We start from the raw sequence: 26,921 nt of genomic DNA on the forward strand, positions 1-26,921 counted from the left end.
TAAAGAATAAACTGTTTAACTTGTTGATTATTAGTGTTTAGATTTTTTTTAATAAGAATGAATTAAAAAGCTGTTGTTTGGTACGGGAATGCTTTGGGCTTTTAAACTTCCCTCATCGTGCTTCCACGTTGCAACCCTAAAAAGCCTTATCTTTGTAAAAAATTATAATATGGGAGTAGCAGATATGTTATTTAAACGTAAAAAAGAATTAGCAGAAAAAAACCTGAAAGACGGTAAAGAATATATGGAGGAGTATGGTAAAAGAGAAAGCGTTGTGCAGTTACCAAGCGGCTTGCAATATGAAATTATTACAGAAGGTGATGGTGCAAAACCAGGTCCTAAATCTACTGTAAAATGCCATTATCACGGAACTACTATTTCCGGGAAAGTATTCGACAGCTCTGTAAAAAGAGGTACACCCGCATCTTTTCCTTTAAACAGAGTTATTTCAGGATGGACTGAAGCTCTTCAGTTAATGCCGGTCGGAAGCAAATGGAGACTGATTATTCCTCCGCACTTAGCCTATGGAGATCAGGAAATCAGCAAAGAAATAGGGCCAAACAGTACCCTTGTTTTCGAAGTTGAATTGTTGGATATTAAATAATCCTACTTAAAAATAAATTAAAATTTACCTGATTTCAGGTAAATTTTTTTATTTGTGCTATATTCGTATTGATAATTGTAAAGTTGAAGAAGAAGATGAACCGGCTACAATTCATCAATCCTGCACAAAAAATGACTGAATGAAAAAACTTTTTTACCTTTTGATTGTTTTCGGGCTTCTTACTTCCTGTGTTTCCAGGAAGAATCAAGCTATTCAGCAGAATATTCTCACGCTGAAAGACAGCTATTGTAAGGCTCCGTTCAAATATAACTACAGCAATAAACTTCCATCCTATAATTCTGATTCGATCTTAACTGCCAATAAAGACCTAAAAGAAGTATTTTCTGACCAGAGCATTCTCATCTTAAATGCACTGGATAATTTAGATGAAGTTCATGAAATTATTGATCTCAAAAAAGACTCATCCCTGGCCTCACAGGTTAAAGTTTTACAGTTAAAAACAAAAATAAACAGCAAAATAACAATTGCTCTTACAGAGTTAGATGCGGTGGCTGCAGAGTTTGACTGTGAAGGAGAAAGAGTAGCCCAGATTGGAAATTATGTGGATAACTTAAATTCTTCAAGAAATAATAAGCTTATTTTATATTCTATCATTGCAGGAGCAGCAGCTTCAATAGCAGGAGGAATTGTGCATGATCAGGGCTGGAGTAATGCCATTGATATTAGTGGAGGAGTTCTGGGAGCAGGTTTTGGTTTGGCAACTCTTAATCCTAAAGGTAGGAAAGTAGAATTTATCCATCAGAGAAATCTTTTAAGAGATATCTGGAGAGAAAAACTGGAGTCACCCAATTTTCCACCTTTTATCTGGTATATGTACACAGAGAAAAAGTTTTCCAACAGAGAAGAACATTCCATTATCGGAAATATGAAATCCCGATGGCTGCATTATCAGTTTGACGATAGTAAAGAAGCGGCAGATAAGTCGGTGATTTTCAGTGATGGTGGCCTTTATAGGGCAGATGATCTTCATAACCGGGCAGCCATGCTGAATCAGATGCAGTCCGCAACCCGTACCATTAATCAGAACATCAATTATCTGTTGCTGGATCTGGACAAATTAATACTTTAAGAAAAATTTAACTGTAATAAATTTTGTTACATTTAAAAAAAAGTGTATCTTTGCCCTGTAATTACAATGAACAATACAAGATTTGCTACGGCAGTACATATTATGACATTATTGGCAAAAAGTCCTCAGGAGTGGCTTACTTCTGACTGGATGGCCGGTAGTATCAATGTGAATCCGGTGATTATCCGAAAGGAAATCAGCGTATTGAGAGAAGCAGGTCTGATTATCAGCAGACAGGGAAAAGAAGGAGGAAGCCAGCTTGCAAAAAATGCTGAAATGATCACTATTTCTGAGATCTATAAAGCAGTAAAAAATACAGAAGTATTAGGCAAAAAAAATCAGAATCCCAATCCGGCATGCAGTGTTGGAAAAGAGATCAACAATCATTTAAATACATTATTTGAAGAAACAGACCAATTGGTTGTAAACTTTTTAGGAGACAAGTCATTACAAAAATTCACAGACCAGTTCGAATAAAATTTTTTAACCTTAAATGTAACAAAATTTATTACAATTTAATTAAAAATAAAACATTATGAAAAAAGTAGCAGTAATCGGTGCAACAGGATTTGTAGGAGCACACGTAGTATCAGAATTAGCAGACAGAGGATATGCAGTGGAAGCATTGGTAAGAGATGCATCAAAAGTAAAAACACAGGAAAATGTAACCGCCAAAAGTGTTGATGTAAACAATGTAGATGAATTAGCTGAAGCATTGAAAGGGAGTGATGCGGTAATCAGTACATTCAACGCAGGATGGACGAATCCTAATCTTTACAACGATTTTTTAAACGGTTCTGAAAATATTGAAAAAGCTGTAGAACAGTCAGGTGTAAAAAGACTGATTGTAGTAGGTGGAGCAGGAAGTCTTTACACACCGGATAACGTACAGATCGTAGATACTCCTGATTTCCCGGAAGCTTACAAGCCGGGTGCAACAGCAGCAAGAGATTATTTAAACAAGATCAAAGAAAACAATACACTGGATTGGACATTCTTCAGCCCTGCTATCGAAATGAACCAGGCGAACGTAGGAGAAAGAACAGGAAAATACAGAACATCATTAGAAACTCCGGTATTTGATGAAAACGGAAGAAGCCGTCTTTCTGTAGAAGATGTAGCTGTTGCTTTGGTAGATGAATTGGAGCAGAATAACCACATCCGTGAACGTTTCACCGCAGCTTACTAATCGATAAAAGAACAGAAATGATACAAAAAAAATTATGGTCGTTATTAGCACTGTTGGGATTCATCAGCATATTTGCAGGAAATCTAAAAGTGAAAGTTTATAATCCGGGAACCAAAGCTATATTTCCTATCACTTCTACCATTATTTATGGAGATAAAGATGCCATACTTGTGGATGCACAGTTTCAGAAGCAATATGCAGAACAGCTGGTAAAAGAAATAAAAGCAACAGGAAAAAACCTGAAAACGGTTTTCATTTCTCACAGTGATCCTGATTTTTACTTTGGACTGGATGTGATTAAAAAAGCTTTTCCGAATGCAAAGATTATTTCAACAGCACAGACAGCTTATCTGATATCAGCATCAAAAGATGATAAAATGGGAGTGTGGAAACCACAGTTGAAGGCAGATGCTCCATCGGAAATTATAATTCCTGAAGCAGTTACTTCAATTCCTGATCTTGAAGGAAACAAAATTGAAATTATTCAAAACCAGGAAGATCCGGCACACAGTTTTCTTTGGATTCCTTCCATCAAAACCATTGCAGGCGGGATTTCAGTTTCTGTTGGCTCACATCTCTGGATGGCAGATACGCAGAATATAAAAGCAATTGATCAATGGATAGGGCAGATTGATGCTATGAAGGCTCTGAAGCCTGAAAAGGTTATTCCTTCTCATTTTGCAGAATTGTCCACATCACCACAATCACTTGATTTTGTGAAAAGCTATCTGGAAAACTATAAACAGGCAGTTACTGAAAACAAAACTTCATCTGCTATTGTAGATTTCATGGTTAAAAAATATCCTGATCTACCAGGAAAAGGCGAACTGGAAATGGGAGTAAAGGTTTATCTTAAAGAAATGGACTGGGATCTGAAATCTCCTTATCCGGCAATAGGCCGTAAAGTAGAAGTGGATTTTGGAACTATAAAATTCCTTCTTGATTTTAAAGATAATAAAACAATGACGTTTACAGGAACCGCAGGAAGTTCAAAAAACAGTACAGACACTGTGGAATATACCGCTGTGGAAGTTGCGAAGAATGTTTTTATGGTCTACTGGCATGAACCTCATCTTGGATTTAATGTAACCCATATTCAGGATTATAATAAAAATATCATCTACTCAAATATTGCAGGTCCGGACGGTACATTTACCCACCCGAAAGGAACGCTTAAAATTTTAAAATAAAAAAACAGCTGCATTGGCAGCTGTTTTTTTTGTATCATAAGAATTAACAATAAAATATCACCAGAGCTCTCAAATCAGCTTGCTGATTCCAACTTTGCCTCCCTAGAATCAAAAGAAAGCAAATTAAAAACTTGGCGTTAAAATAATCTCTCGCAGATTTTTCATATGCTGCAGATCTATGATCATGAGAATTATATTCGTGATATTCGTGAAACTATTCGTGTTCTTCGTGTTTAAAAAAGGCCTTTAAATGAATACTCTATTTTTTAAAACCAAAAAACTGCCTCTCATGAGACAGTTTTCTTTTTATAGATTCATAAACAATTTCGGGTTAATCGGAGTATTGTTTTTGTGGACTTCATAATGAAGATGAGGTCCGGTAGAACGCCCGGAATTTCCGGATTTTGCAATGACCTGACCTACTTTTACTTTATCATTTACTTTTGCAACAAGCTGAGATAAATGTCCATATAAAGTAGCCAGCCCGTTTCCATGCGAAACAATTACACAGTTTCCATAGCCTCCTTTTTGTCCGGAAAAAATGATTGTCCCTGCAGCAGCAGCTCTTACATCGGAACCATAGGCAACCGCAATGTCCAGCCCTTTATGAAACTGCATTTGGTCAGCCTCAGCAGGTGGATTGTTTTTTTCCGCAACAGCAGTTTTGGCTGTAGTAGTTCCGGCAACAGTTTTAGTGGCAGAAGGAGCTGGGGCAGAAGCCACAGGAGTTGCTTTTGGAGTAACCATCACTTTTACTTCTCTTTTATTTCCATAGCTGTCTGTAAGTTCTATAATTTTCTCTACAGGTTCGGCTTTTACTTCAGGTTTTGCAGCTGCAGCTACCGTTGGTTTTGCCTCTGTTGCCGCACTTGATCTTACCGAAGCAAAAACAGTTTTGAATGGAATAGGATTTTTTCTTATCCCGAAATTAGATGAAATATATCCGTCAGTAGGCATTCCTAATGGTACCTGCATCAGTTTTTTCTGAAGATCCATCAGATATTGGCTATATCGGTTAGCCTGTTTGGAAAGATAAATAGAATTTGAAATACTGTCCTGGCTGAGCATCATGAGCTTTTCATTAGTGATGTCTTTGGACTTCAGGAAGGAGTTGAGTTGAGCAACAGTCTGATCTACAAGAGTAAGATCAGTTTTCATTTTTAAATAATCTACACTGTCTTTTTCAGTGTTTATTTTTACAAGGTTCACTTCGTAGGTTTTGTCATCTCTTTCAGAAAAGAGCTTCGCAATGAAGACACCTTGTGCAAAAACTACTAGTAAAAGTCCTCCCAGGAGAATGTTTACGTTCTTCTTGCTGTTTAGAAATTTTTTCATATTTCTTCTCTTAGTAAATTTAAAACGGTTTTGAAGCTGCAAATTTAAATAAAAATAAGTTTTGTGAGTTATTTTTATTTAAAATTCAGTTTTTTCTGTATTTAACGGTTAATTAGTTATTTAATTGTGTTGAAGTGTTAATTTTTTCAGAAAATGGCTTTTATCATAGTTTCAAAGCCCGCGATACGTCTTTGTTTTAATATCTTTGCAGTTCACATTCCAATTATGGCTAAAAAGAAAATTATTTCAGAATCTTCGAATCCAAAAAAGAATAAAAAGGATATTTCTGTAGGAGTTGTAGGAAGCGGAAGTTTTGCAACCGCTATTGTAAAAATGCTTGTTGAAAACTGCAAAATAGTACACTGGTGCGTAAGAAGTGAATTTGTAAAAGGAGCCATTGAACTTCGTGGACATAACCCTACTTATCTTACCGCTGCACATTTTAATCTGAAAAGTTTAAAACTGACAACAGATATTAACGAGCTGGTGGCTGCCTGTGATGTTATTGTTCTGGCAACACCGTCTATCTACCTGTCTGATACGTTGGATAAGATGACATGTGATTATTCGGATAAGATCTTTATTTCTGCAATTAAAGGGATTATTCCTAAAGTAAATGACGTAGTAGCGCATTATCTGCGTGATGAATTTAAAATCGGTTTCAGAAACCAGGCTGTTATTGCAGGGCCTTGTCATGCTGAAGAGGTGGCTATGGAAAGACTTTCTTATCTTACAATTGCTACAGTAGAAGATGAAACTGCTGAAAAGCTTGAAGGAATCTTCAGTTCAGACTTTATCAAAGTTCATACAAGCAAAGATATTTTAGGAAATGAATACAGTGCTATTCTTAAAAATATTTTTGCAATCGGAGCGGGAATTGCAAGCGGATTAGGCTATGGAGATAACTTTACAGCAGTCTTTGTTTCCAATGCGATCCGTGAAATGGAAACCTTCCTGGAAGCAATTTACGAAGCACCAAGAGATGTAAACGAAAGCGCCTATCTGGGAGACCTTCTGGTAACAGCATATTCGCTTTTCTCAAGAAACAGAAACCTTGGAAACCTGATTGGAAAAGGATATACGGTAAAATCTGCCATTCAGTCTATGAATATGGTGGCAGAAGGATATTATGCTGCAGATTCCATTTATAAAACAGCGAAACAAAAAAATCTTAAACTCCCGATTATTGATACAGTATATGCTATTTTGTATGAAGGTAAAAATGCTGAAAAGCAGTTTAAAAAACTGACTGCAAAATTGAATTAAAAAAACAGGACTTGGGAAAGTCCTGCTAAACATAAATAATGAAACTTAAGCACAGAAAGTGCTTAAGTTTTTTTATAGGCTCATCTTAGTAATGACAAGTGATAATGATGATCTGACATTAAGATTGCTGGCAGTAAAGCCATTTCCTGTATCAAATTCAAATTTCTGACGGATCGTTGTTGGGGCAGCCAGTGTTAAAAAATAACTTCCCTGGTAGAATGTAAAAGAACTTGACAGCTGGCACATTCTGTTGGTTTCCGTAATGGTTGCACTCGTAGCAGAATTAATCAGATAAGAACGGGTACAGGTAAAATTTTGAGAAAGATACTGGGTGTTAGCCGTTCCGTTGTTATTATTTGCATTGCTGGAATCCACAGAATATCTTACAATATAAGTTCCGGCAGGCAGTGTAATAGTGGAATTATCTGTACCCAGTGATGCCCCTGCAATTTTATTGGAAGTTACTGCAAAGTTTCCTAATGTATTATTTGTGCTTCCGGTAGGAATAAGGACTCCCGGACTGATAAGCAGAGACATTATCTGAGGTTCTGAACCGGAAACTATAATACGCTGCCATTGATTTCTTACCCAAACATAATATCCTTTCGGATATGTTGAGGCTCCTCCGTTATTGTAGATCATAAGCCCGTCTGTGGGATTCGCAACAGGCGTTGAAGTACTGTTCAGAACAAGCAGATCATATTGCGGAAAAAGCACTCCTTTATTGGATGAGTTAATGTCCAGAACACTGCTCGCATTGGGTGAGTTTGTATTAATACCAACTTGTGCATTTGAAAAAATGCTTAACAGTATCATACAGGTTATGTAAATAGATGTTTTCATTGTGCAATTGATTATTGATTAAGCGCTGATCTTTGAATATCAACTTTAGCGTTCGTGATGATGATTTCTCCGTTATTAGGACCTGTTCCTCCGGATCCGTTCTGATAAGTTCCTCCTGCATCATGAGCAATGGCAGGAACTAAAAGAATAGGTGCTGCTGAAGTAGTCACAAAAGAGAAACTCATATTCAGCGTATGGGTCTTATTACCGGCAATTGATTGTGCGTTGATACTTATTGTTTTACCATATTGATTTCCGCTGGACGGATCAATGAGCTTTACAAGATACTGATGGAGATGAACAGAAGTTCCTCCGATCCCTGCTGTAGTGCTTTCAAGAGCTGTTCTGATGTTCAGGCATACATTCACCAGATAACCGCTGTTTCCGGGAAGTGTGATAATTCCTGTGGAAGTATTGTATAATGCTCCGATATCATTGGATACAACAGTAAAGGCAGCATCATTAAAATTTTTGTATGTACCGTTGGCGAGACCTCCAAGTATCGCATAATCAGAGGAGCGTTGAAGCATCATATAACTTACCAGGTTATACGTATCAGACAACTGAGTCCATCTGTTATTTTTCCAGATATAAAGACCGGGACTGATGGAGTTTCCTTTATTGTACACCACCAGTCCTTCTGCCGGATTATTTACCGGAGAGCTATTACTCAATACATCTACAATATCCACTCTTGGAAGAAGTACTCCTTTATTGGTAATCTGTGAAACATCCAGAACAGCTGAACTGTTGACTGAGGTTTTCCCAATAGCAACCTGTGCATATATGGTCTGGGCTATAATCAATAATAGCAGGATATAACTTTTTTTCATATGTTGATTGTTTTTTTATAACTGAGATATTTTAATATAAGAACCGGTAGGAATTACATTCACAAGATCGTAGAATGTACTGTTTTGCATTCTTCCCAGACTCAACCGTAATGCGCCAATAATATTGGCATTGGCATTTGCAGGTACTGTATAGTAGAAAGACCAGGTAGCGAGGTGATTGGTACTTATTTTTGAAACAATAGGAACCTCTTTTCTGCTGACGCCCCCTCCGGTAAAGGTGTTGGATGAATTATTATAGGTGTCGCTGTAGAAATCTATAAAATATCCCATCAGATAATAAGTACTCCCTGTGAGTGGAGCAGTACCGTTCACTCCGGCTGGATTTTCCTGGGGGGAATTTAAATTCAGATTCACTTCCACCAGATAGCTTCCCTGTGGAAGAATAAGGGAATATCCTCCTAAAGTGCTGGGGAGAACTTTAAATCCGCTGATGTTTGATACCCCTGAAACCGCAGGATTATTTACCATAAGCTGAGTGCTGGCACCCGCTATCGCATTGTCAAGAGCAGATAGTGATCCGGTAAAATCGAGATAGGCAACTTTAGGAGTGTTTTGTGCATCAATTGTGCTTTGCCATGAATTGGTTGTACTGTTAAAAAAATGAAGAGCTCTGTTGTTACCATTTGTTCCTCCGTTGAAACCAATAAGTCCATTGGCGGGAGAGGTAACAGGGCTCGTTGTACTGGTAAGGCTGGCAATATTCAGGTTGGGAAATAATACTCCTTTATTACCTCCGGAAACGGTTACCGTAGGAGCTGTCGTATAGCCGCTACCTCCGTTGTTAATCGTTATCCCTGTAAGCTGACCATTGGAAATTACTGCTGTAGCACGCGCTTTTGAACCTCCGTTAACGACAGATCCTCCTCCATAAAAATTAATTGTTGGTGTGGAAGTATAACCACTACCTCCGTTGCTGATGGTAACCCCGGTAACAGCTCCTCCCGAAATGGCGGCAGTAGCTGTGGCAGGTGTTCCACTGAAGTTCTCAATGTGCAGAATTGCACTGGGGTCCGGTGTGGACGTGTTGATTCCTACACTTCCGCTTTGGGCAAATGCCACTGTCGCGAATAGTGTACTCACGAAATTAATAATTTTCATCTGTAGTATGTTTATGAAATAATTTTAATTAAATACTTGTGGAATAGGTATTAAATCAATTGAAAGGTACATAAAAAAAACAGTTATTCAATGTGGTATGCATAGAATTAAATCTATAAAATTGTATATTTATCAATAAAAAGTGATATTTTATATTGTAAGTGTAATTATTTATCACTTATTGTTGATAAAGTGTAATGGCATAAATACTTATGGTTGCTGTATTTAATCCGATGAACTTAAGTAAACTTAAATTTTTATAAAATTTTGCCCTTGTCAATTAATTAATTAGTTACCATTCAGTGAATTAAAAAAATAAAAAATTAACATTTTTATAAACAACTGTTTTACATTATCAATCATTTCAATGGTGTTCTATTGAAATTTTCCATGGTTTTTTGTTGTGTACTCAATAAGTGTTTTGAACGAAAAAATAACGTGTTAAAATCGTTCCGGTTTTTAAAACTTTTCACGAAATTTGAAGTAAAATTTTAAAATTATGTCACAATCGCTTACAAGCAGAACACCGAAACCTAAATACGACGTTGTACTGATAGGCGGCGGAATCATGAGCGCCACTTTAGCAACGCTGCTTCATGAATTTGATCCAAATCTTGAAATCGCTATCTTCGAAAGACTCGGAAGATTTGCCAAAGAAAGTACAGCTGCATGGAACAATGCCGGAACAGGACATTCCGCTTTTTGTGAGCTAAATTATACCCCTGAAAAACCAGACGGATCTGTTGATATTACCAAAGCTGAAAGTATTGCAGAACAGTTTGAAATTTCAAAACAATTCTGGTCTTATCTGATTACCAAAGGATATATTCATGAACCCAAAGAATTTATCAATTCCTGTGCACATATGAGCCTGGTATTTGGAGAAAAAGATGCTGAATATCTTAGAAAACGTCATGATAAAATGGCAGAATCTGTCCTTTTTTCAGGAATGGAATTTTCTACAGATCACGAGAAACTTAAAGAATGGATTCCTCTGGTGATGAGCAAAAGAAATCAATCTGAAGTAATGGCTGCAACAAAGATGGATATGGGAACAGATGTGAACTTCGGAACCCTGACAAGAAAAATGGGAAGACACCTTCTGGAAGATTCCAATGTTGAGGTTTTCTTATACCATGAAGTGAAAGATATCAGCCCGAGAGAAAACGGTACATGGGAAATGAAAGTGAAAGACAGAATTCACAGTCATAAACAGGAAGTGGTGGCAGATTTTGTATTTATCGGTGCAGGAGGATATGCGCTTCCTTTACTGGATAGTTCAGATATTAAAGAAAGTGAAGGATATGGTGGTTTCCCGGTCTCTGGCCAGTGGCTGGTAAGTCACAATCAGGAGCTGGTAGAAAAGCACCATGCTAAAGTATACACTCAGGCTACGGTAGATGCTCCGCCAATGTCTGTTCCGCATCTGGACCTTAGAATCATTGATGGGAAGAAAGCACTTCTTTTCGGACCTTTTGCAGGATTTTCAACTAAATTCCTGAGAGAGGGAAGCTATCTTGACCTTCCTGAAAGTGTAAATACCAAAAATTTAAAATCACTTTTCGGAGCATGGTGGCATAATATTCCACTAACAAAATATCTGATCCAGCAGGTTGCCATGACGAAGTCGCAGAGAATGCAGCATTTGAGAGAATTTATCAAGGATGCTAAAGAAGAAGACTGGGAATTGAAAGTAGCCGGACAGAGAGTTCAGATTATCAAAAAAGATGAAAAAGAAGGGGGTAAGCTGGAATTCGGAACTGAGGTGGTAGTGAACAAGAGCGGAACAATTGCTTCTCTATTGGGAGCTTCACCGGGTGCCTCCACTGCAGTTTATGCCATGCTGAATGTGCTGGAAAAATGTTTCCCGGAAAAACTACATGGAGAATGGAAAGGAAAGTTACTTGAAATGATCCCTTCTTACGGACAAAAACTGGCCGAAAACCCAGAACTGACCCATGAAGTAAGAAATTACACCAAAGAAAAACTAGAATTAGAATATTAACATCAATAATGAACAATGAGTAATAGCCTTTATTACTCATTGCTCATTGCTCATTATTTATAAAAAGGTGGAAGAAGTAATTGTAAAACCACTCATTGCAAAGGAAATCCTGGAATCTCTTCAGGCAAAAACAGAAGAGGAGAGGCAGGTTATTGTACATTGCTGTTTTCCCGCATCACCGTTTCTGGGAAACCTGATCAGGATCTGGCATTCAACCTATCTTTTTGACAACCAGTCTGAGCATAGAAGCAAAATGATTCATGCGGAAAATATTTCAATTTCACCATACTGGACACCGGTTCCCTTTATGAAAGACTTTTGGTTTACCCTGATCTTTTCCGGGCTTCCGAAAGATTGTAAAAGTTTTGATCTGAAAGAAGTAATTCCTGAGGAAGGAGGCTTTTTTGTAGAATCAATCAAGAGAAATTCTTCCGACGTGTACCGCGTGAAAATATCAGAATCTTATTAATATGAAAGTAAGGGAAGAAAAGCTGAAACAGATTATTCACTGGGCTGAAAACAATCCTGATATTCGTGCTGTTCTTCTTACCAGCTCATTGGTAAATCCTTATGCATCCGTAGATGATTTTAGTGATCTTGATGTAGAACTTGTTTTTGATAACAGATCATTCTATGAATCAGAAAATGAATGGATCAGACTCTTTGGTGAGCCTATTTCCATGATTGAAGAAGATGAGAGTGTTTTTGACGGAAAACATGCCATGAAAATGGTTTTATATAAAGACCATGTGAAGGTTGACTTTAAACTGTATCAGGTAGCAGAATTTATTGAAGAAATTAAAGAAGAAAACCTTCCTGAAGACTGGGACGTAGGGTATAGAGTTTTAATAGATAAAGATAATTTGACTGAAAAGCTGAAAGAACCAACGTATCAGTCAGTCATGATTCAGAAACCATCTGAAAAGGAATTTAAGCAGCTGATGAATGACTTCTGGTGGGATACAACCTATGTTGCAAAATGCCTGAAGCGCGGAGATATTTTTTATGCCAAATTTATGTCTGAAAATATTCTTCGTACAGATTATCTCGTTCCATTGATTGAATGGTATATTGCCGGAAATCATAACTGGAACACGATCACAACCAATAAACACGGAAGACTTTTCAAAAAATACCTACCCGCTGATTTGTGGAGCAAGGTGGAAAGAACTTTCTCCGGAAGCGATATTGAAGAAAACTGGAAAGCTTTATTGGAATGTGCCGACCTGGTACATGAACTGGGGACTTCATTGGCAGAAAAACTTCATTTTATCTATCCTGCAAAACTGGAAAAAGATATCAGGAACTATCTTGAGGAAGTGAAGGCAATGCCTTAATTTCAGGCAAACTCATTCTTTCTGATAAGATTTTCTATACAGTATTCTGCAATGGCTGTAATGGTAACAAAGGGATTAACACCAATGGTTCCCGGAATTAACGAGCCATCCAAAACATACAGGTTCTCGTGATCTTTCAGCTTTCCATATTCGTTGGTAGCTTCATTAAGGACACATCCGCCAAGCGGATGATAACAGATATCTGCTCCAAAACCATTGTCGAAAAGAAGATGGCTTCTGGTACCCCCATTAGCTTTATTCATTTTCCGGATAAAATATTGGGCATTTTCTCTCATTTTGAGAGTATTACTTTCATTCCAGTTTAATGTCAGAGATTGGCTGGTTTTATTGTAAAAAACATCTCCTTTTTTATCAACCCTGTTAATCAGCAGATACAAAGCAGTAGCAACATCCATTCCCATTGGAAGAGGAGCAATTTCTGTGAAAAACGGATGTTCAGGATCATCCCAGTTATCAATTCCTCCTACCGGAATAGTGGATTGCTTAGCTCCGGTGCCACCAGACAAAGGCTTAACCCAGTTTCTTCCTGTCATGAAATTCCCGTTATTTCCCCAGTTTTTGCCAATCTTTTCATGGATAGGAAACCCGTTTTCTGCATTGGATTGTAACAGCAGCTGTAAAGTGCCCATTGTTCCTGCAGAAAGAATAAGTTTTTTGCAGGTGAAAACTTTGTCCGCAATCAGAGCTCCCGAAGTATCGGTCTGCTGCACATTTAATGTATAACTTTTGTCATCATTCAGTTGAATGGTCTGAACACGGTGAAGATCAAGAATTTCCAGATTTCCGGTTTCCATTGCTTTTCTGAGATAGGTTTTATCTAAACTGTTTTTCCCATGATTATTTCCATAAATCACTTCAGTATTGAGCGCAGAACGGGGAACTTCATTCCGGAATTCTTTTTCCATGTATTTAAAATCATACACATTCGGAACCCGGATGGTTTTAAACCCGGCTTTATGAGCTTCTTCTTCACCTACCCGCGTAAATTTATAATAAGGACAGTCTTTCAGAAACTGTTCATCAATCACGTTTACTTTAAGCTCTTCCCGAACCAGAGGAAAGTAATGGCTATAAAATTTTTCAGCATCAAGATCAGGGAAAACCTCTTTGAAATAGCTCTCCTTAGGAGTAACAGCCATTCCGCCATTCACCAGAGAACCTCCGCCTACCCCTCGTCCTACCCAGATTTTAATATGATCAAAATCCAGACGGTCCAGTGTTCCGGTAAAAGGAGTCAGAGAAAAAATATTCATAAAAGGAGCAATGCTTTTGGTTTTCAGCCATGCAGAACTTTTACCGGGCTTCAGCAGATTGGAAAACGGAATTCCTGCTTTTTCCCAGTTAAGACCCATCTCCAGCAGTACCACTTTTTTTCCGGCTTCACAAAGGCGGAGGGCAGATACCGCACCTCCATATCCACTGCCAATAATAACAATCGGAACATCACGATAGTCCTTTATCTTATTGTTTCTTCTTTCCGCAGCATGAAATAACTCAGATTGAAGAAAGTAAAATCCTGATATTGCCAAAACACCGGTCTTAATGAAGCTTTTTCTGTCCATGAGCTTTGTTTTTCAAAAAGTATGCTAGATATGCAGGTGCTTATTTTATTTATTACAGATTATATTTTTTTATTACAATTTTAACTTTTATTGTTTCGGAAATTCATAGTTTTACTTATAATTTTAAATTCATGAAAAAATATATAATACTCTTTCTGCTTCTTCCACTATGGTTTTTTTCTCAGAAAAAGATGTCAAAGGAAGAGAAAGAGGTCCAGAAATTTCAGAAAGAACTGAATGCGGAATATCTTAATCCAAAAGAGACTCCGTTAAGAGGTGATAATTTTAAAAATTTTAAGGGGCATCCTTTCTTTCCTTTTAATGCTAAGTACAGGATTACGGCAGAATTTGTTAAGTCGAAGGATACGCAGCCTTTTGAACTTCCCACATCTTCAGGCAAAACAAAAATGTATCAGGAATATGGAAAAGCAACCTTTACATTGGATGGAAAACCTTATACTGTAACGTTATATCAAAGTCTGGATTTAATTAAACAGGAAAAATACAAAAACTATCTTTTCCTTCCGTTCCGTGATGCCACCAATGAAAAAGAAACCTATGGAGGAGGAAAATACATGGATCTTACCATCCCGAAAGGAAATACCATTGTGCTTGATTTCAATCAATCCTATCATCCTTTCTGTGCTTACAACGCTTATGATTACAATTGCCCTATTGTTCCGGAGGAAAATAAACTTCCCGTGGAAATCCGTGCAGGAGTAATGTATGAAGATATCTACCATCACTGATACTTATGATACATTTAGCATTCTTTAAACCAGAAGATCGTTCCGGAGTCAGCTATGCTTTGGATGAAAATCAGATGAGATTTACAGCGACTGCTCAGCAGGCTTTACAAAGTATCAGTGAACGGGATGATAACGATGCATTTCCCGTAACTATATTTTACAACGATCAGCCTGCAGGTTTTTTTGTACTTGATTTTGGGAAAGATAAACACGAACTTACAGATAATGAAAACTCAGTTTTATTACGTTCTTTATCTGTGAATCCGCAAATGCAGGGCAAAGGAATTGGAAAAGCTGCAATGCTGGAAGTGGGAGATTTTGTGAGAAACCACTTCAATAGCTGTGATGAAATTGTCCTTGCTGTAAACCAGAAAAATGACTCTGCTTACCATATTTACCTTCAGGCAGGATACATTTACGATGGTAAAACGAGGATCGGAAGAAGCGGCCCTCAATACCTGATGCACAAAAAACTTTAATAAAATTTTAAAATCATAATTTTTTATCTGCTGGAATCTTTCCATAACTTTGAGTAACATCAAATTACAAAACATGGAAATATCACTTCAGAATCAGGTGGCTATAGTCACAGGAGCTTCCAGTGGAATCGGTTCGGGAATTGCGAAATCATTGGCTGCAGCTGGAGCAACAGTCATCGTCAACCATTCTTCAGAAAGATCTACGGAAGAAGCTAAAGCTGTATTAAAAGAAATAACGGATGCCGGAGGTAAGGGAATGACCTATCAATGTGATGTTTCCAAAGAAGATCAGGTAGTCAGGATGTTTCAGGATGTCATTGCTGAATATCAGACTGTAGATATTCTGATCAATAATGCAGGCATTCAAAAAGATGCAAAATTCACTGAAATGACATTGGATCAATGGAATGCTGTCATTGGAGTCAACCTGACGGGACAATTTCTATGCGCCAGAGAAGCTATTAAAGAATTTCTGAGAAGAGGAATAGATCCTTCAAGGTCCGCAGCCTGTGGAAAAATCATTCATATCAGTTCGGTACACGAAATTATTCCGTGGGCGGGACATGCGAATTATGCTTCCAGTAAAGGGGCCATCAGAATGCTGATGCAAACCCTTGCTCAGGAATATGGGGCCAACAAGATCCGTGTCAATTCCATTTGTCCGGGGGCTATTCAAACCCCTATTAATAAGAATGCGTGGGATACTCCGGAAGCCCTTAATTCTCTTCTGAACCTTATTCCTTATAACAGAATCGGACAACCGCAGGATATCGGAAACTTAGCCGCGTTCCTTGCCAGTGACCTTGCAGATTATATCACCGGAACCAGCATCTTTGTGGATGGTGGAATGACTACGTTTGAGAGTTTTTCTACGGGAGGGTAGAGGAAATTCGAAGTTCAAGGTTTAATGTTCAAAATTTAGTTTAAAGTTTTGAGGTTGTTCTCAGAGATTGAAACGAAATTAAATATTGCTCATTACTCATTACTCATAATTATCGCTTATGTCAGAACAGCAGAGAATTTCAGATATTTCATGGAAAAAATGGGGTCCCTATGTTAGTAACCGTGAGTGGGGGCTTGTTCGTGAAGATTACAGTGAAAACGGAGATGCCTGGAATTATACCAGTCATGATACCGCAGAAGCCAAAACATACCGTTGGGGTGAAGAAGGAATATGTGGAATCTGTGATGATCTCCAGAAGCTTGTATTTTCTGTAGGGTTCTGGAATAAGAAAGATAAAATGGTCAAAGAAAGATTCTTTGGGCTCACCAATGGACAGGGAAATCATGGTGAAGATGTGAAAGAATATTTTTACTATCTGGATTCCACACCTACCCATTCTTACATGAAGATGTTGTATAAATATCCTCAAAATGCTTTTCCTTATGAACAGCTTGTTAAAATAAATGCGGAAAGGGGAAAGGAGGAAGCTGAATATGACCTGATAGATACAGGTATTTTTGATCACAATGAATACTTTGACATCTTTATTGAATATGCAAAAGAAAGTCAGCATGATATTCTTGTAAGAATAACAATAGTCAATAAATCTGAAAACGAAGCGTCTCTTGTCATTCTTCCGACTGTTTGGTTCAGGAATACCTGGAATTGGGGGTATGATGATTATAAACCGCAATTATCTGCGGAAGATGCAGATCATATTAAGGTCGGTCATCAGGATATTGAGATTAAAAATGTCTATGCAAAGCAATCTTTGAAGACATTATTTTGTAATAATGAGACCAATAATGAAAGGCTTTATCAATCTTCCAATGAGTCAAAATACAGTAAAGACGGAATTAATAATTTTGTGATGACAGGAAATTCCCAGTCTGTGAATCCACAAAATGCAGGAACAAAAGCTTCTTTTTTTATTGATGAGGATTTTAAAGCAGGGGAATCTAAAATATTTGAATTCAGACTTTCAGATAAAGATATAAGAGAGCCTTTTAAAGATTTCGAAATTCTTTTTGAACAAAGACAGAAAGAGGCAGATGAGTTTTATGCAGAAATTCAGAAGGGAATTTCTTTGGAAGATGAAAGACTGGTTCAAAGACAGGCTTTTGCCGGAATGCTTTGGAATAAAATGTTTTACCATTACAATGTAGAAAAATGGCTGAAAGGTGATCCTTCCGGAATGCCGCCGCCAAAGTCCCGGGAAACAATAAGAAACTTCGACTGGAAGCATCTGAACAATGAGCATATCATTTCAATGCCTGATAAATGGGAATATCCATGGTATGCAACATGGGATCTGGCATTTCATACCATTAGTTTCTCCCTGATAGACCCGGATTTTGCAAAACATCAGCTAAAGCTTTTCCTCTTTGAATGGTATATGCATCCCAACGGACAGCTGCCTGCCTACGAATGGAACCTGAGTGATGTAAATCCACCTGTACATGCCTGGGCGGTTTTCAGGGTATTTAAAATTGATGAATATTTAAAAGATAAACCAGACCTGGAATTTCTGGAAAGTGCTTTTCAAAAACTATTGATGAATTTTACCTGGTGGGTTAATAAAAAAGATCTTAATGGCAACAATATCTTTGAAGGAGGCTTTCTGGGACTTGACAATATCGGGGTTTTTGACCGGAATTCTGTTTTGCCCAACGGAGAACAGCTGGAGCAGTCCGATGGAACAAGCTGGATGGCCATGTTTGCTCTGAATATGATGAGAATTGCCCTGGAACTGGCTCTATACAATAAAGTGTATGAAGAAATGGCAATGAAGTTCTTTGAACATTTCCTGTCGATTGCCCATTCACTGGATAATATGGGTGATGAGAAATTCAGTCTTTGGGATGAGCAGGATGAATTTTTCTATGATGCCATTACCTCCAGTGACGGAACTCATATGTATCTGAAGCTAAGGACGATTGTTGGTTTAATTCCAATGTTTGCCGTTGAGGTTATCGATGATGAAATGATTGAAAATCTTCCTGATTTCAAGAAAAGAATGAAATGGGTACTGGATAATAAACCTGAACTGGCTTCTCTGGTTTCAAGATGGGAAGTGAAAGGGCAGGATTCCAAACACCTCTTATCTCTGCTTCGCGGACATCGTTTGAAAAGACTGTTAAACCGGATGTTGAATCCTGAGGAATTTCTCAGTGATTACGGAGTAAGAGCTTTATCCAAAGAATATGAAAGCAATCCTTACACTTTAACGTTGAATGATACGAATTACAGCGTAAAATATACACCTGCCGAAAGTGATAGCGGCCTTTTCGGAGGAAACAGCAACTGGCGCGGTCCCGTGTGGTTTCCCATTAACTTCCTTATTATTGACAGTCTTCAGCGTTTTTTCTTCTATTATAGCCCGGATTTTTTAGTGGAATATCCTACGGGAAGTGGTAATTATTCAAACCTTGATCAGATTGCAGATGCCTTAAACAAGAGACTTGCGAAGATATTTTTAAAAGATGAAAACGGAAAACGACCGGTTCATGGGCAGTATGAAAGATTTCAGACCGATCCGGATTTTAAAGATTATATCCTGTTCTATGAATATTTTCACGGAGACAACGGTCGTGGAGTAGGAGCTTCTCATCAGACCGGCTGGACGGGACTTATTGCTAAGATTCTTCAGCCCAGATTTTCCAAAAAAGAAATGGCAGAGTCCGAAACTGAAATGCCGGAGGATGTTGGAAAAAACAATAAGGCAACGAAAAAGTAATCTGCTTTTATTCAAATATCTGCTGAATAATTTCCAGTGAAGCCGGAGTTTTGAAGTCTGTAATATGATAATGATAGTACACTAAAAGACTATCAAGAAAATCTTTTCTTAAGGAAGAATGGATTTTTGTGGCATAAAAGTCTTCTGCACAAAGCGCTTCTTTCCACAGCATAGAAATTTCTTCATTGAAAAGCTGATGACTTATTCCAGGAGAAAAAGTTCCTGTTTCCGGATCTAAAAATCTGCCTTCACTCAGCAATGGAGCAACACCCTGAATTTTTAAAAAAGCCAGCAAAAACAGAAGATGCGCCTGATAGTTTCTATTGGTCAGCTCGCTGATGAGATGATCAATACCGGAATAGATCGGAATATTTTTGTTCTCATGCTTAAGAATATGGCTCAGAAAATCTGAAATAAAGAAAATGACGGTATTAACCTTTATATCTGTATAAATGTCATTGTTTTTAACCAGTTCAAATTTTGAAACAGACGGAATACCGTTACCCCGCGATGGATTTACAGAAAAATTGAGCTGGCTCAGTGGCTGAAGCAAGGCTTTCTTTTTATTCTTTTTGGAATAAATTCCCTTTAGAAAATAGCTCTGGAAACCCTCTTCTTCCGTAAAACAATGCAATACAGCATCATTTTCTCCATATTTGATAAATGAAAGTAAAAAACCGTTTTGTGAATTCATTAATTAACTACTCCTATTTTGGCGGTAGCTTTATCAGATCCGTCTTCATTGGTCATCAGAACGAAATAAATCCCTGAGGCTACTCTTGTTCCTTTCTGATTATTCAGATCCCATTCATAATAACCTCCTCGTGCTACAGCTGAGTGAACTACGTTTCCTGCAGCATCTACAATTCTTATATTGGTTTTTTCTGCAAGACCTTTAATGGTTACTTTTCCTTTGAAATTGGAATAAACAACAGGATTAGGATATACTACAACATCACCGAAATTGGATGTTACATCGGCAACATCGCCCTGATACGTTACAATACCATTATAGGTTACAAAATATACTTTACCTGTTTTCTTATCAATCTTGATATCAGTAACACTGTTCGTAGGAAGAGGTGAATTTTCCTTTGTAAAATGTTTTATGGTTCTCTGACCGTCTGAAGACAGGTAGTAAACACCACCACCGTCAACAGAAACCCACTTATAGTCACCTGCATCTATTGCAATCTGAAGAATTGCTGATTCTCTGAAGAGCTCCTCACCCAAACCATTCTGCTCTATAACTATAGGTTCAACTTTAGGCTGAGCGCTTTTTATTTCTGATGCCGCATTAGGCATAACTCTTAAACCTCCATCTGTACCAATCCATGCATCACCAGCCTTATCAAATGCTACAGATAAAATTCCTCCTGAACTGTTAAATCCATTAGATGTTCCCAGGATATAATCCGAATCATCTGAAAGATTGAGAGCATTTTTATAATCATACACCCAGAAGTTATTGGATCTCGGTAGCGGAGTCCACAACATATTTTCATAGAAAACCGGTTTTTGTATACCATCACTGGCCAGAACTATTTTCTTGATAACAAAATCATCCGCTGCTTTATCGTAGATTCCTATAGAAGGATTCCCATCATTAAAACCAAAAGATACAAAAAGATTACTCTGGGAGTCTGTAGCAAAACCTACAGGGCGTCTGTAATAAGGCTGTGCCCCAAGATTATAATACTTTACCAGTTCAAAATCTTTGCTGGTAGCATTGTACTTCATTTTGTAAACCCCATTATCAAACATCGTATAATTGGTAAAAAATACTTCATTATTATTAGAAGGACTTAATGTGGCATCTAGTACATTGATAGACTGTGGGTTATTAACAAAATATGAAGGATAAACCCATTCTGTACCGGTGAAATAATAAAATCCCGGTTTTTTAGGATTAATAGATGGTTCGTTATAGTTATTTGCTCTTGCTCCGGTAGAAACCAGGAGTTGATTATTATCAAAAAGATTGATATTATACGCAAAATTAAAGTAAGGACCGGAAGGTTTAAAAGTATTGTTACCTTCATCCTTAATTCCTGATAACACCGTTCCTCCTAAAATTTTTCCGCCAGCTGTTAATGCTGTATTGCATTCTTCGCCAAGGCTTACCGCATTTTGTGAAACTCCATTGGTTCCATAGGTATATACTCTGTTATCGGTAACGGTAATACTATTGGAAGTAATCACCACATCCCTGATTTTTTCAAAGGTAGTAGGAAGTTGTATTGGGGTACCATTATTATAAATATACGCTGCTGTAGCCGTTGAATATACCAGTTCTGATTCTGAATCTATATGTTTGAAAACTCCGGGAGCTTCCGTTGTCCAGGTAGAATATACCGGAAATGTAGTATTCATTTGATGGCTTTTCAATCCTGTATCTGTTACAGAATATACTTTATTCCCGAATATCGTGGCTTCATTACTCGCCTGATAAACACCACCAGAAAGGAAAAATGCAGAATCACCAAATTCTTTATTCTGGAGGTTGAATATGGAAACTCCGTACCCAACAGAAATGACAGCCTGATTTCCGGTTATGGAAATATGGTTGATTTTTTTGTCCCCGTTATAACCTGTAGCAATGGGAATATCAACAATATATTTGATCTCCTGCGGCGTAATAACATCCATAGATCCGTTTTCATAACCAATAAGCCCTGTTTTCGTCTGCGGATTATAATCGAAAGCGGTAATTCCGATGTTATGAAGACCATTGGCTTTGGATAACTTCGTAATTTCTCCTGTTGATATTGTATAATAGAATATTCCGTTTTGAGTGGCTGCAATGATTTTTCCGTTGTCTTCTTTCATGGCTAAGACATTATTGTAGGAAAACAGATCTGCCCACTTTTTGGATGAAATAACCTGTGCTTTTGTCAGCTGCAGGGAAGCTAAAATACCAAGAGAAATTATAGAGAGTTTTTTCATATTATGCGGTTATGCTGCTATCTATTACCTGATTGTTCCAGGAAATATGCTGTACGTTTTTGTTTGTATCAAAATAAAAATCTATTCTACCTAAAAGAAGACCTGCCCATCCCACCTGGTTAACAAGTACATTTTTGCCCTGTCTGTTGGTGAAGGTCTGCGGTTCCGGTAAGAATGTATGAGTATGGCCTCCTAGGATAATATCAATATTTTCTGTATTGGCCGCTAAAATTTTATCACTTATTTTATTAGGTTCGTCTCTGTAATCGTAGCCGATGTGAGAAAGACAAATCACAAGATCACATTTCTGATCTTTCTTCAGGAAATTTGAATAATGCTGCGCTACATCCACCGGGTTGGAGTAAACGGTTTCTCCATACTGTTTTTTGCCTACAAGACCATCAAGCTGGATTCCCACTCCGAAAATTCCTACTTTGATGCCATTCTTATTGAAGATCTGGTAGGGAGAAGTTTTCCCGTCAAGAACTGTGTTTTTAAAGTCATAATTGGAACAGATAAAAGGAAACTTCGCATTAGGAAGCACTTTTAAAAATCCATCAAGTCCATTGTCGAAATCATGATTTCCCATGGTAGAGGCATCATATTTCATCATGGACATTAATTTGAACTCCAGTTCTCCTCCGAAGAAATTAAAATATGGTGTTCCCTGAAAAATATCTCCGGAATCAAGAAGAAGAACATTACTTTCCTGGCTTCTGATCTGCTGAATTAAGCTTGCCCTTCTTGCAAAACCTCCCTGATTAGGATTTTTTGTATAGCTCGCATCAAAAGGTTCTATTCTGCTATGTTGATCGTTGGTATGAAGAATAGTCAGTTTATTTGCAGATTTTAAATTAAGAACTTTTAATTCTTCCGCCATCATCATATTGGGAGCTAAAGCCATTGCTAAAGATCCTCCGCCTATTGCTTTTAAAAAACTTTTTCTATCCATTATTTCTTCCCGATAAAATTTAAACGAACATCCGAATTCACTACCACTTCAGGTGACTTTTTAAAATAATCGATAAATAAATCTCTCATTTTAATCCCTGTAGCAATGGATTCTCCTTTAGCAAAGAATTTCATATTGTCTCCTCCCAGTGCAAGATAGTCTGAAGTAGCAATATAATAATCTTTGGCAGGGTCTACTGTGCTGCCGTTGATTAAGGATTTGGTTACCTGTCCGTTTTTTGTTTCAATGTATAAATGAGAAACGGGATTGTTGACCTGCGTTTTTGCATAATACTCAAAAAGCCCCTGTAAATCTGCTCCTTTCATTTTCACAATCACTACTTCATTTTCGAAAGGCATTACTTCAAATACATTTTTAAGTAAAATATCTCCTTTTCCGATAGTGGTTCGGATTCCTCCGATATTGATCAGTGCAGCGTCTACGTTTTGCTTAAGATGAGTTTTGATCCATTCATTACCTCCTTCAAACGTATAGTCAGCTAAAAGATTACCCAGATTGCTGTTATCGCCCTGTTTTGTAAGATCCACATTGGTATGCGAGATCTTCTGGTTCATTTCTTTATCCAGTTTCTGCTTATAAGGTTCGATAAATTTTACAAACTCCTCATCATTCTTTAGCTCATTATTAATAGAAATATTTTTCTGGGTCTTTACATTCACAAGCTGCGGCGCAGAAGCCGTTTTGCATGCAGTAAGCGACATCAGAGCAATTCCTAGTAACAAGAATTTATTTTTCATAATCTCTTTTAGTATATGCAAATATAACTATATGTATAATAAAACATTATTATTTATTACAAATTCTTACTGTAAATTATTAAATTTGACAAAAATAATTCTAACAGATGAGCATTTTAAAAGGAGTAGGTGTTGCATTGGTAACGCCCTTTAATGAAGATTTATCCGTTGACTTCGACAGTTTAACAAAACTGGTGGAGTACAATATCGAAAACGGAACCAATTATTTAGTTGTATTGGGAACAACGGCAGAAGCCGCAACGCTTTCTGCAGAGGAGAAGAAACAGGTAATTGAGCATATCATTAAGGTGAATAATAAACGTCTTTCTCTAGTGTTGGGAATTGGCGGTAACGATACTCTTGACGTCAAGAAACAGATTGAAGAAGCAGATCTTTCTGCATTTGAAGCCGTACTTTCAGTATCTCCATATTATAATAAACCGAACCAGGAAGGTCTTTATCAACATTATAAAGCTTTAGCTTCCACAGGAAAAAATATTATTATTTATAATGTTCCATCAAGAACAGGGCAAAATGTAGAAGCAGAGACTACGCTTCGTCTTGCAAAGGAATTTCCTAACTTATTCCTGATTAAGGAGGCTTCTCCTAACATTCTTCAGTATTTTGATATTCTGAGAAAGAAGCCGGAAGGATTTTCTTTAGTTTCCGGTGATGATGAATATACATTACCTGTAACATTAGCCGGTGGAGATGGAGTAATTTCCGTAATCGGGCAGGCTTATCCTAAAGAATTTTCAACAATGGTACAGCTGGCTTTTGAGGGTAAAGTGAAGGAAGCTTATGAAATTCACAACAAACTGGTAGATATTACCCGTTTGATTTTTGCTGAAGGTAATCCTTGTGGTATTAAAGTAATACTGACAGAAAAGGGAATCATCAAAAATTATCTGAGACTTCCTCTGGTAAAAGCTTCTGAAGGTCTTCACGCAAAAATTAAAGCTGAAATGGCTAAGATTTAATAATGAACCGACAAAATGAATTTTAATAATGTTAAAACTCATGAGTCATCATTGAACAATATAAAGGGTGAAAAGCTTAGGCTTTTCACTTTTTTTAATCATATAATATAACCAATCATGAAATTACAACAGGCAACAGCAGCTGATATCCCTTTGATTCAGGATCTTGCAAGACGATCATGGGAAAATGCCTATGCAGACATTCTTTCGAAAGAACAAATGGAGTTTATGCTCTCGGAAATGTATTCTGAAACAGAAATTTTGCATCATTTTCAAAATCCGTATTATCATTATTATCTTATTCAGGATGAAAATAATGAAAGCTATGAAGGCTTTATCGGTTATGAGCATAATTATGAAGAAAAAACAACAAAGCTGCACAGGATTTATCTGATTCCGGAAAGCAAAGGAAAAGGATTTGGGAAGGGAGCACTTCAGTTCCTGAATGAGCAGGTTTCTGAAAACAAAAACAATAGAATTATCCTGAATGTCAATAAGTACAATTCTGCCAGAAAATTCTATGAATCCCAGGGATATAAAGTTTATGACGAAGGTGTTTTTGATATTGGAAACGGTTTTGTAATGGATGATTATCTCATGGAATTTCTAATTCACTGATAAATGACTTAAAATTTTGTAACTTTATCCTGTAATTCTATAACAAGTGATTTCTTTTTTTGATTCATCTTTGCTTCAGAACCAAATCACTTATACAATACATTCATATGCTTGGTTTTGAGCTGAAAAGCTTTTTATCAGTATATTTTTTTCATCCTTAGTGTTTAAATTCCTGTATTCTAAAATACAGGAGTTTTTTCGTATATATAGCAAAATGTTAAAAATATACATCTATTTCACATTTACTTGAAATAAATTATTATATTTACTAAATAATATTGGCTTATATATACTAGGATGAAAATGTATGTTAAATTTGATTTCAATGCCCTTTGTAAAAAGGTATTGGACGAGAAACTTAAAGAACACGGGCTGAAGTACAGGTTACTGAACTTTGGTGAAGTGGAATTCTATGAGCCCCTTACACAAGAACAGCACAATCTTTTTAAGAAAAATCTTGAAGATTATGGTATTGAGATCATAGAAAGTCAAAAAAGTGCGCTGGTACAGAAAATAAAAGATGCTATTGTAGAGCTTGTCTTTTCTGATGAAATTATACCGGTAAAAGCATCCATCTATATTTCTGAGAAGCTGAATCACAGCTATGGATATCTTTCCAATCTTTTTTCAGAAGTTGCCTATACCTCTATTGAGAATTTTATTATTCTGCAAAAGATTGAACATGCAAAGGCTTTGATCATAAGAAACAAACAAAGTCTTACGGAAATTGCCCATAAGCTGAACTATTCCAGTGTAGCGCATTTAAGTACTCAGTTCAAAAATACAACAGGAATCACTCCATCCCAGTTTCAAAAAATTATTAGCAAACGAAGAAGAGTACAAAGCACGGTAATAAACCATAAAATGCAGTATGAATAAAGAATTTCTGAACGTAATTGTAGCAGACAACGATGAAAACACCTTGATTTTTTTTAAAAATATTTTGAAAGAACTGAAAATCTCTATAAAAGTTCAATGTTTCAGCAATGGAAGTAACCTGATGGAATACCTGAATAATGACGATGCAGTAGTTCCGGAAATTGTTTTTATCAATTACCTGATTCCTGGAAAAGAAAGCATGGAATGCCTGGAAGATATCAGTTCGAATTCAAAATTCAACAATATGGTAACGGCTATTTTTTCAGACCCGATTCCGGAAAGTGAAATAGAAGATATTTTTGTAAAAGGAGCCCATATTTTTATGAAAAAACCAGAGTGTTTTGAGAAGCTTAAAAAAGTACTCACGGAAGTTATTACCATTAATTGGCAGTATCATACCTCAGGATTGAATAAAGATAATTTTATCTTGAAAGTATTATGAATAAAGGAATTGTTAATTTAATATTAATAATTTTTAAATCATAT

Annotated in this window: 26 protein-coding genes; 17 read left to right on the forward strand and 9 right to left on the reverse strand. The window is 37.0% G+C overall.

The annotated features are described in order from the left end of the window. The first annotated feature begins 169 nt into the window (after positions 1 to 169). The 5 genes from bamJ (at position 170) to J2786_RS19230 (ending at position 4,073) form a co-directional block, all read left to right on the forward strand. Positions 170 to 604: a BamJ family beta-barrel-assembly machinery protein gene (gene bamJ, locus J2786_RS19210; protein WP_051934256.1), complete on the forward strand. Its 435-nt coding sequence runs from the start codon at positions 170 to 172 to the stop codon at positions 602 to 604. Positions 605 to 743: 139 nt separating this feature from the next. Beyond that, complete coding sequence (locus J2786_RS19215; RefSeq protein WP_047428238.1) at positions 744 to 1,694, forward strand: hypothetical protein; 951 nt, start codon at positions 744 to 746, stop codon at positions 1,692 to 1,694. A 66-nt stretch (positions 1,695 to 1,760) separates the two neighbouring features. Beyond that, entirely contained in the window at positions 1,761 to 2,171 is a 411-nt protein-coding gene (locus tag J2786_RS19220; protein WP_047428234.1) for an Rrf2 family transcriptional regulator, read from the forward strand. A 58-nt stretch (positions 2,172 to 2,229) separates the two neighbouring features. Continuing rightward, complete coding sequence (locus J2786_RS19225; RefSeq protein WP_047428231.1) at positions 2,230 to 2,883, forward strand: NAD(P)-dependent oxidoreductase; 654 nt, start codon at positions 2,230 to 2,232, stop codon at positions 2,881 to 2,883. Positions 2,884 to 2,900: 17 nt separating this feature from the next. Then, positions 2,901 to 4,073, forward strand: coding sequence for an MBL fold metallo-hydrolase (locus J2786_RS19230; RefSeq protein WP_047428228.1), 1,173 nt, complete (start codon positions 2,901 to 2,903; stop codon positions 4,071 to 4,073). Positions 4,074 to 4,379: 306 nt separating this feature from the next. Here J2786_RS19230 and J2786_RS19235 read toward each other — a convergent pair whose 3' ends face one another. Beyond that, positions 4,380 to 5,408 carry a M23 family metallopeptidase gene (locus J2786_RS19235; RefSeq protein WP_047428225.1) on the reverse strand — a complete coding sequence of 343 codons (1,029 nt, stop codon included), beginning with the start codon at positions 5,406 to 5,408 and terminating at the stop codon, positions 4,380 to 4,382. Positions 5,409 to 5,633: 225 nt separating this feature from the next. Between J2786_RS19235 and J2786_RS19240 the strand changes: the two genes are divergently transcribed. Continuing rightward, positions 5,634 to 6,674: an NAD(P)H-dependent glycerol-3-phosphate dehydrogenase gene (locus tag J2786_RS19240; protein ID WP_052186838.1), complete on the forward strand. Its 1,041-nt coding sequence runs from the start codon at positions 5,634 to 5,636 to the stop codon at positions 6,672 to 6,674. 72 nt (positions 6,675 to 6,746) lie between these two features. Here the strand turns inward: J2786_RS19240 and J2786_RS19245 are convergent, their stop codons facing one another. The 3 genes from J2786_RS19245 to J2786_RS19255 are packed head-to-tail and all read right to left on the reverse strand — an operon-like array spanning position 6,747 to position 9,469. Further along, positions 6,747 to 7,490: a phage tail-like protein gene (locus J2786_RS19245; protein WP_047428222.1), complete on the reverse strand. Its 744-nt coding sequence runs from the start codon at positions 7,488 to 7,490 to the stop codon at positions 6,747 to 6,749. A 38-nt stretch (positions 7,491 to 7,528) separates the two neighbouring features. Next, positions 7,529 to 8,350 carry a phage tail-like protein gene (locus tag J2786_RS19250; RefSeq protein WP_047428219.1) on the reverse strand — a complete coding sequence of 274 codons (822 nt, stop codon included), beginning with the start codon at positions 8,348 to 8,350 and terminating at the stop codon, positions 7,529 to 7,531. Between the two features lie 15 nt (positions 8,351 to 8,365). Beyond that, on the reverse strand, positions 8,366 to 9,469 hold the full coding sequence (locus J2786_RS19255) for a phage tail-like protein (protein ID WP_047428216.1): 1,104 nt from the start codon (positions 9,467 to 9,469) through the stop codon (positions 8,366 to 8,368). 499 nt (positions 9,470 to 9,968) lie between these two features. Here J2786_RS19255 and mqo point away from each other — a divergent pair, with 499 nt between their 5' ends. From mqo to J2786_RS19270, 3 genes are all read left to right on the forward strand, one after another. Further along, positions 9,969 to 11,474, forward strand: coding sequence for a malate dehydrogenase (quinone) (mqo, locus tag J2786_RS19260; RefSeq protein ID WP_047428214.1), 1,506 nt, complete (start codon positions 9,969 to 9,971; stop codon positions 11,472 to 11,474). A 67-nt stretch (positions 11,475 to 11,541) separates the two neighbouring features. After that, positions 11,542 to 11,943: a hypothetical protein gene (locus J2786_RS19265; RefSeq protein WP_047428622.1), complete on the forward strand. Its 402-nt coding sequence runs from the start codon at positions 11,542 to 11,544 to the stop codon at positions 11,941 to 11,943. Between the two features lies 1 nt (position 11,944). Next, positions 11,945 to 12,811, forward strand: coding sequence for an AadS family aminoglycoside 6-adenylyltransferase (locus J2786_RS19270; protein ID WP_047428212.1), 867 nt, complete (start codon positions 11,945 to 11,947; stop codon positions 12,809 to 12,811). Between the two features lie 2 nt (positions 12,812 to 12,813). Here the strand turns inward: J2786_RS19270 and J2786_RS19275 are convergent, their stop codons facing one another. Further along, entirely contained in the window at positions 12,814 to 14,394 is a 1,581-nt protein-coding gene (locus tag J2786_RS19275) for a GMC family oxidoreductase N-terminal domain-containing protein (RefSeq protein WP_047428210.1), read from the reverse strand. Positions 14,395 to 14,525: 131 nt separating this feature from the next. Here J2786_RS19275 and J2786_RS19280 point away from each other — a divergent pair, with 131 nt between their 5' ends. From J2786_RS19280 to J2786_RS19295, 4 genes are all read left to right on the forward strand, one after another. Continuing rightward, complete coding sequence (locus J2786_RS19280) at positions 14,526 to 15,143, forward strand: DUF1684 domain-containing protein (protein WP_047428618.1); 618 nt, start codon at positions 14,526 to 14,528, stop codon at positions 15,141 to 15,143. Between the two features lie 5 nt (positions 15,144 to 15,148). After that, positions 15,149 to 15,622, forward strand: coding sequence for a GNAT family N-acetyltransferase (locus J2786_RS19285; protein WP_047428208.1), 474 nt, complete (start codon positions 15,149 to 15,151; stop codon positions 15,620 to 15,622). Between the two features lie 73 nt (positions 15,623 to 15,695). Continuing rightward, positions 15,696 to 16,505, forward strand: a complete 810-nt coding sequence (locus tag J2786_RS19290) for a glucose 1-dehydrogenase (protein ID WP_047428206.1) — start codon at positions 15,696 to 15,698, stop codon at positions 16,503 to 16,505. 118 nt (positions 16,506 to 16,623) lie between these two features. Further along, the gene (locus tag J2786_RS19295) at positions 16,624 to 19,302 is read left to right on the forward strand and encodes an MGH1-like glycoside hydrolase domain-containing protein (RefSeq protein WP_047428202.1); all 2,679 of its coding nucleotides are present in this window, start codon (positions 16,624 to 16,626) and stop codon (positions 19,300 to 19,302) included. 7 nt (positions 19,303 to 19,309) lie between these two features. Here J2786_RS19295 and recO read toward each other — a convergent pair whose 3' ends face one another. From recO to J2786_RS19315, 4 genes are read right to left on the reverse strand one after another with little or no spacing between them, the layout of a single operon-like run. Then, entirely contained in the window at positions 19,310 to 19,996 is a 687-nt protein-coding gene (gene recO / locus J2786_RS19300; RefSeq protein WP_047428199.1) for a DNA repair protein RecO, read from the reverse strand. Continuing rightward, positions 19,996 to 22,248: a type IX secretion system anionic LPS delivery protein PorZ gene (gene porZ / locus J2786_RS19305; RefSeq protein ID WP_047428197.1), complete on the reverse strand. Its 2,253-nt coding sequence runs from the start codon at positions 22,246 to 22,248 to the stop codon at positions 19,996 to 19,998. Before porZ ends, recO begins: the two co-directional genes overlap by 1 nt. A gap of 1 nt (position 22,249) precedes the next feature. Then, on the reverse strand, positions 22,250 to 23,200 hold the full coding sequence (locus J2786_RS19310) for a bifunctional metallophosphatase/5'-nucleotidase (protein ID WP_047428195.1): 951 nt from the start codon (positions 23,198 to 23,200) through the stop codon (positions 22,250 to 22,252). Continuing rightward, positions 23,200 to 23,958, reverse strand: coding sequence for a 5'-nucleotidase C-terminal domain-containing protein (locus J2786_RS19315; protein WP_047428192.1), 759 nt, complete (start codon positions 23,956 to 23,958; stop codon positions 23,200 to 23,202). The genes J2786_RS19310 and J2786_RS19315 overlap by 1 nt, the downstream gene beginning before the upstream one ends. 107 nt (positions 23,959 to 24,065) lie before the next feature. Here J2786_RS19315 and dapA point away from each other — a divergent pair, with 107 nt between their 5' ends. The 4 genes from dapA to J2786_RS19335 all read left to right on the forward strand — a co-directional run bounded on the left by dapA (position 24,066) and on the right by J2786_RS19335 (position 26,877). Continuing rightward, positions 24,066 to 24,938, forward strand: coding sequence for a 4-hydroxy-tetrahydrodipicolinate synthase (gene dapA, locus J2786_RS19320; RefSeq protein ID WP_047428189.1), 873 nt, complete (start codon positions 24,066 to 24,068; stop codon positions 24,936 to 24,938). A 117-nt stretch (positions 24,939 to 25,055) separates the two neighbouring features. Beyond that, positions 25,056 to 25,556, forward strand: a complete 501-nt coding sequence (locus J2786_RS19325) for a GNAT family N-acetyltransferase (protein WP_047428185.1) — start codon at positions 25,056 to 25,058, stop codon at positions 25,554 to 25,556. Positions 25,557 to 25,853: 297 nt separating this feature from the next. Next, a complete protein-coding gene (locus J2786_RS19330) occupies positions 25,854 to 26,435 on the forward strand; it encodes a helix-turn-helix domain-containing protein (protein ID WP_047428182.1) in 582 nt (193 codons plus the stop codon). Continuing rightward, positions 26,428 to 26,877 carry a response regulator gene (locus J2786_RS19335; RefSeq protein ID WP_047428179.1) on the forward strand — a complete coding sequence of 150 codons (450 nt, stop codon included), beginning with the start codon at positions 26,428 to 26,430 and terminating at the stop codon, positions 26,875 to 26,877. The genes J2786_RS19330 and J2786_RS19335 overlap by 8 nt, the downstream gene beginning before the upstream one ends. The last annotated feature ends 44 nt before the right edge of the window (positions 26,878 to 26,921 follow it).

It is taken from the genome of Chryseobacterium vietnamense (genome assembly GCF_031454475.1).
GTDB lineage: Bacteria > Bacteroidota > Bacteroidia > Flavobacteriales > Weeksellaceae > Chryseobacterium > Chryseobacterium vietnamense.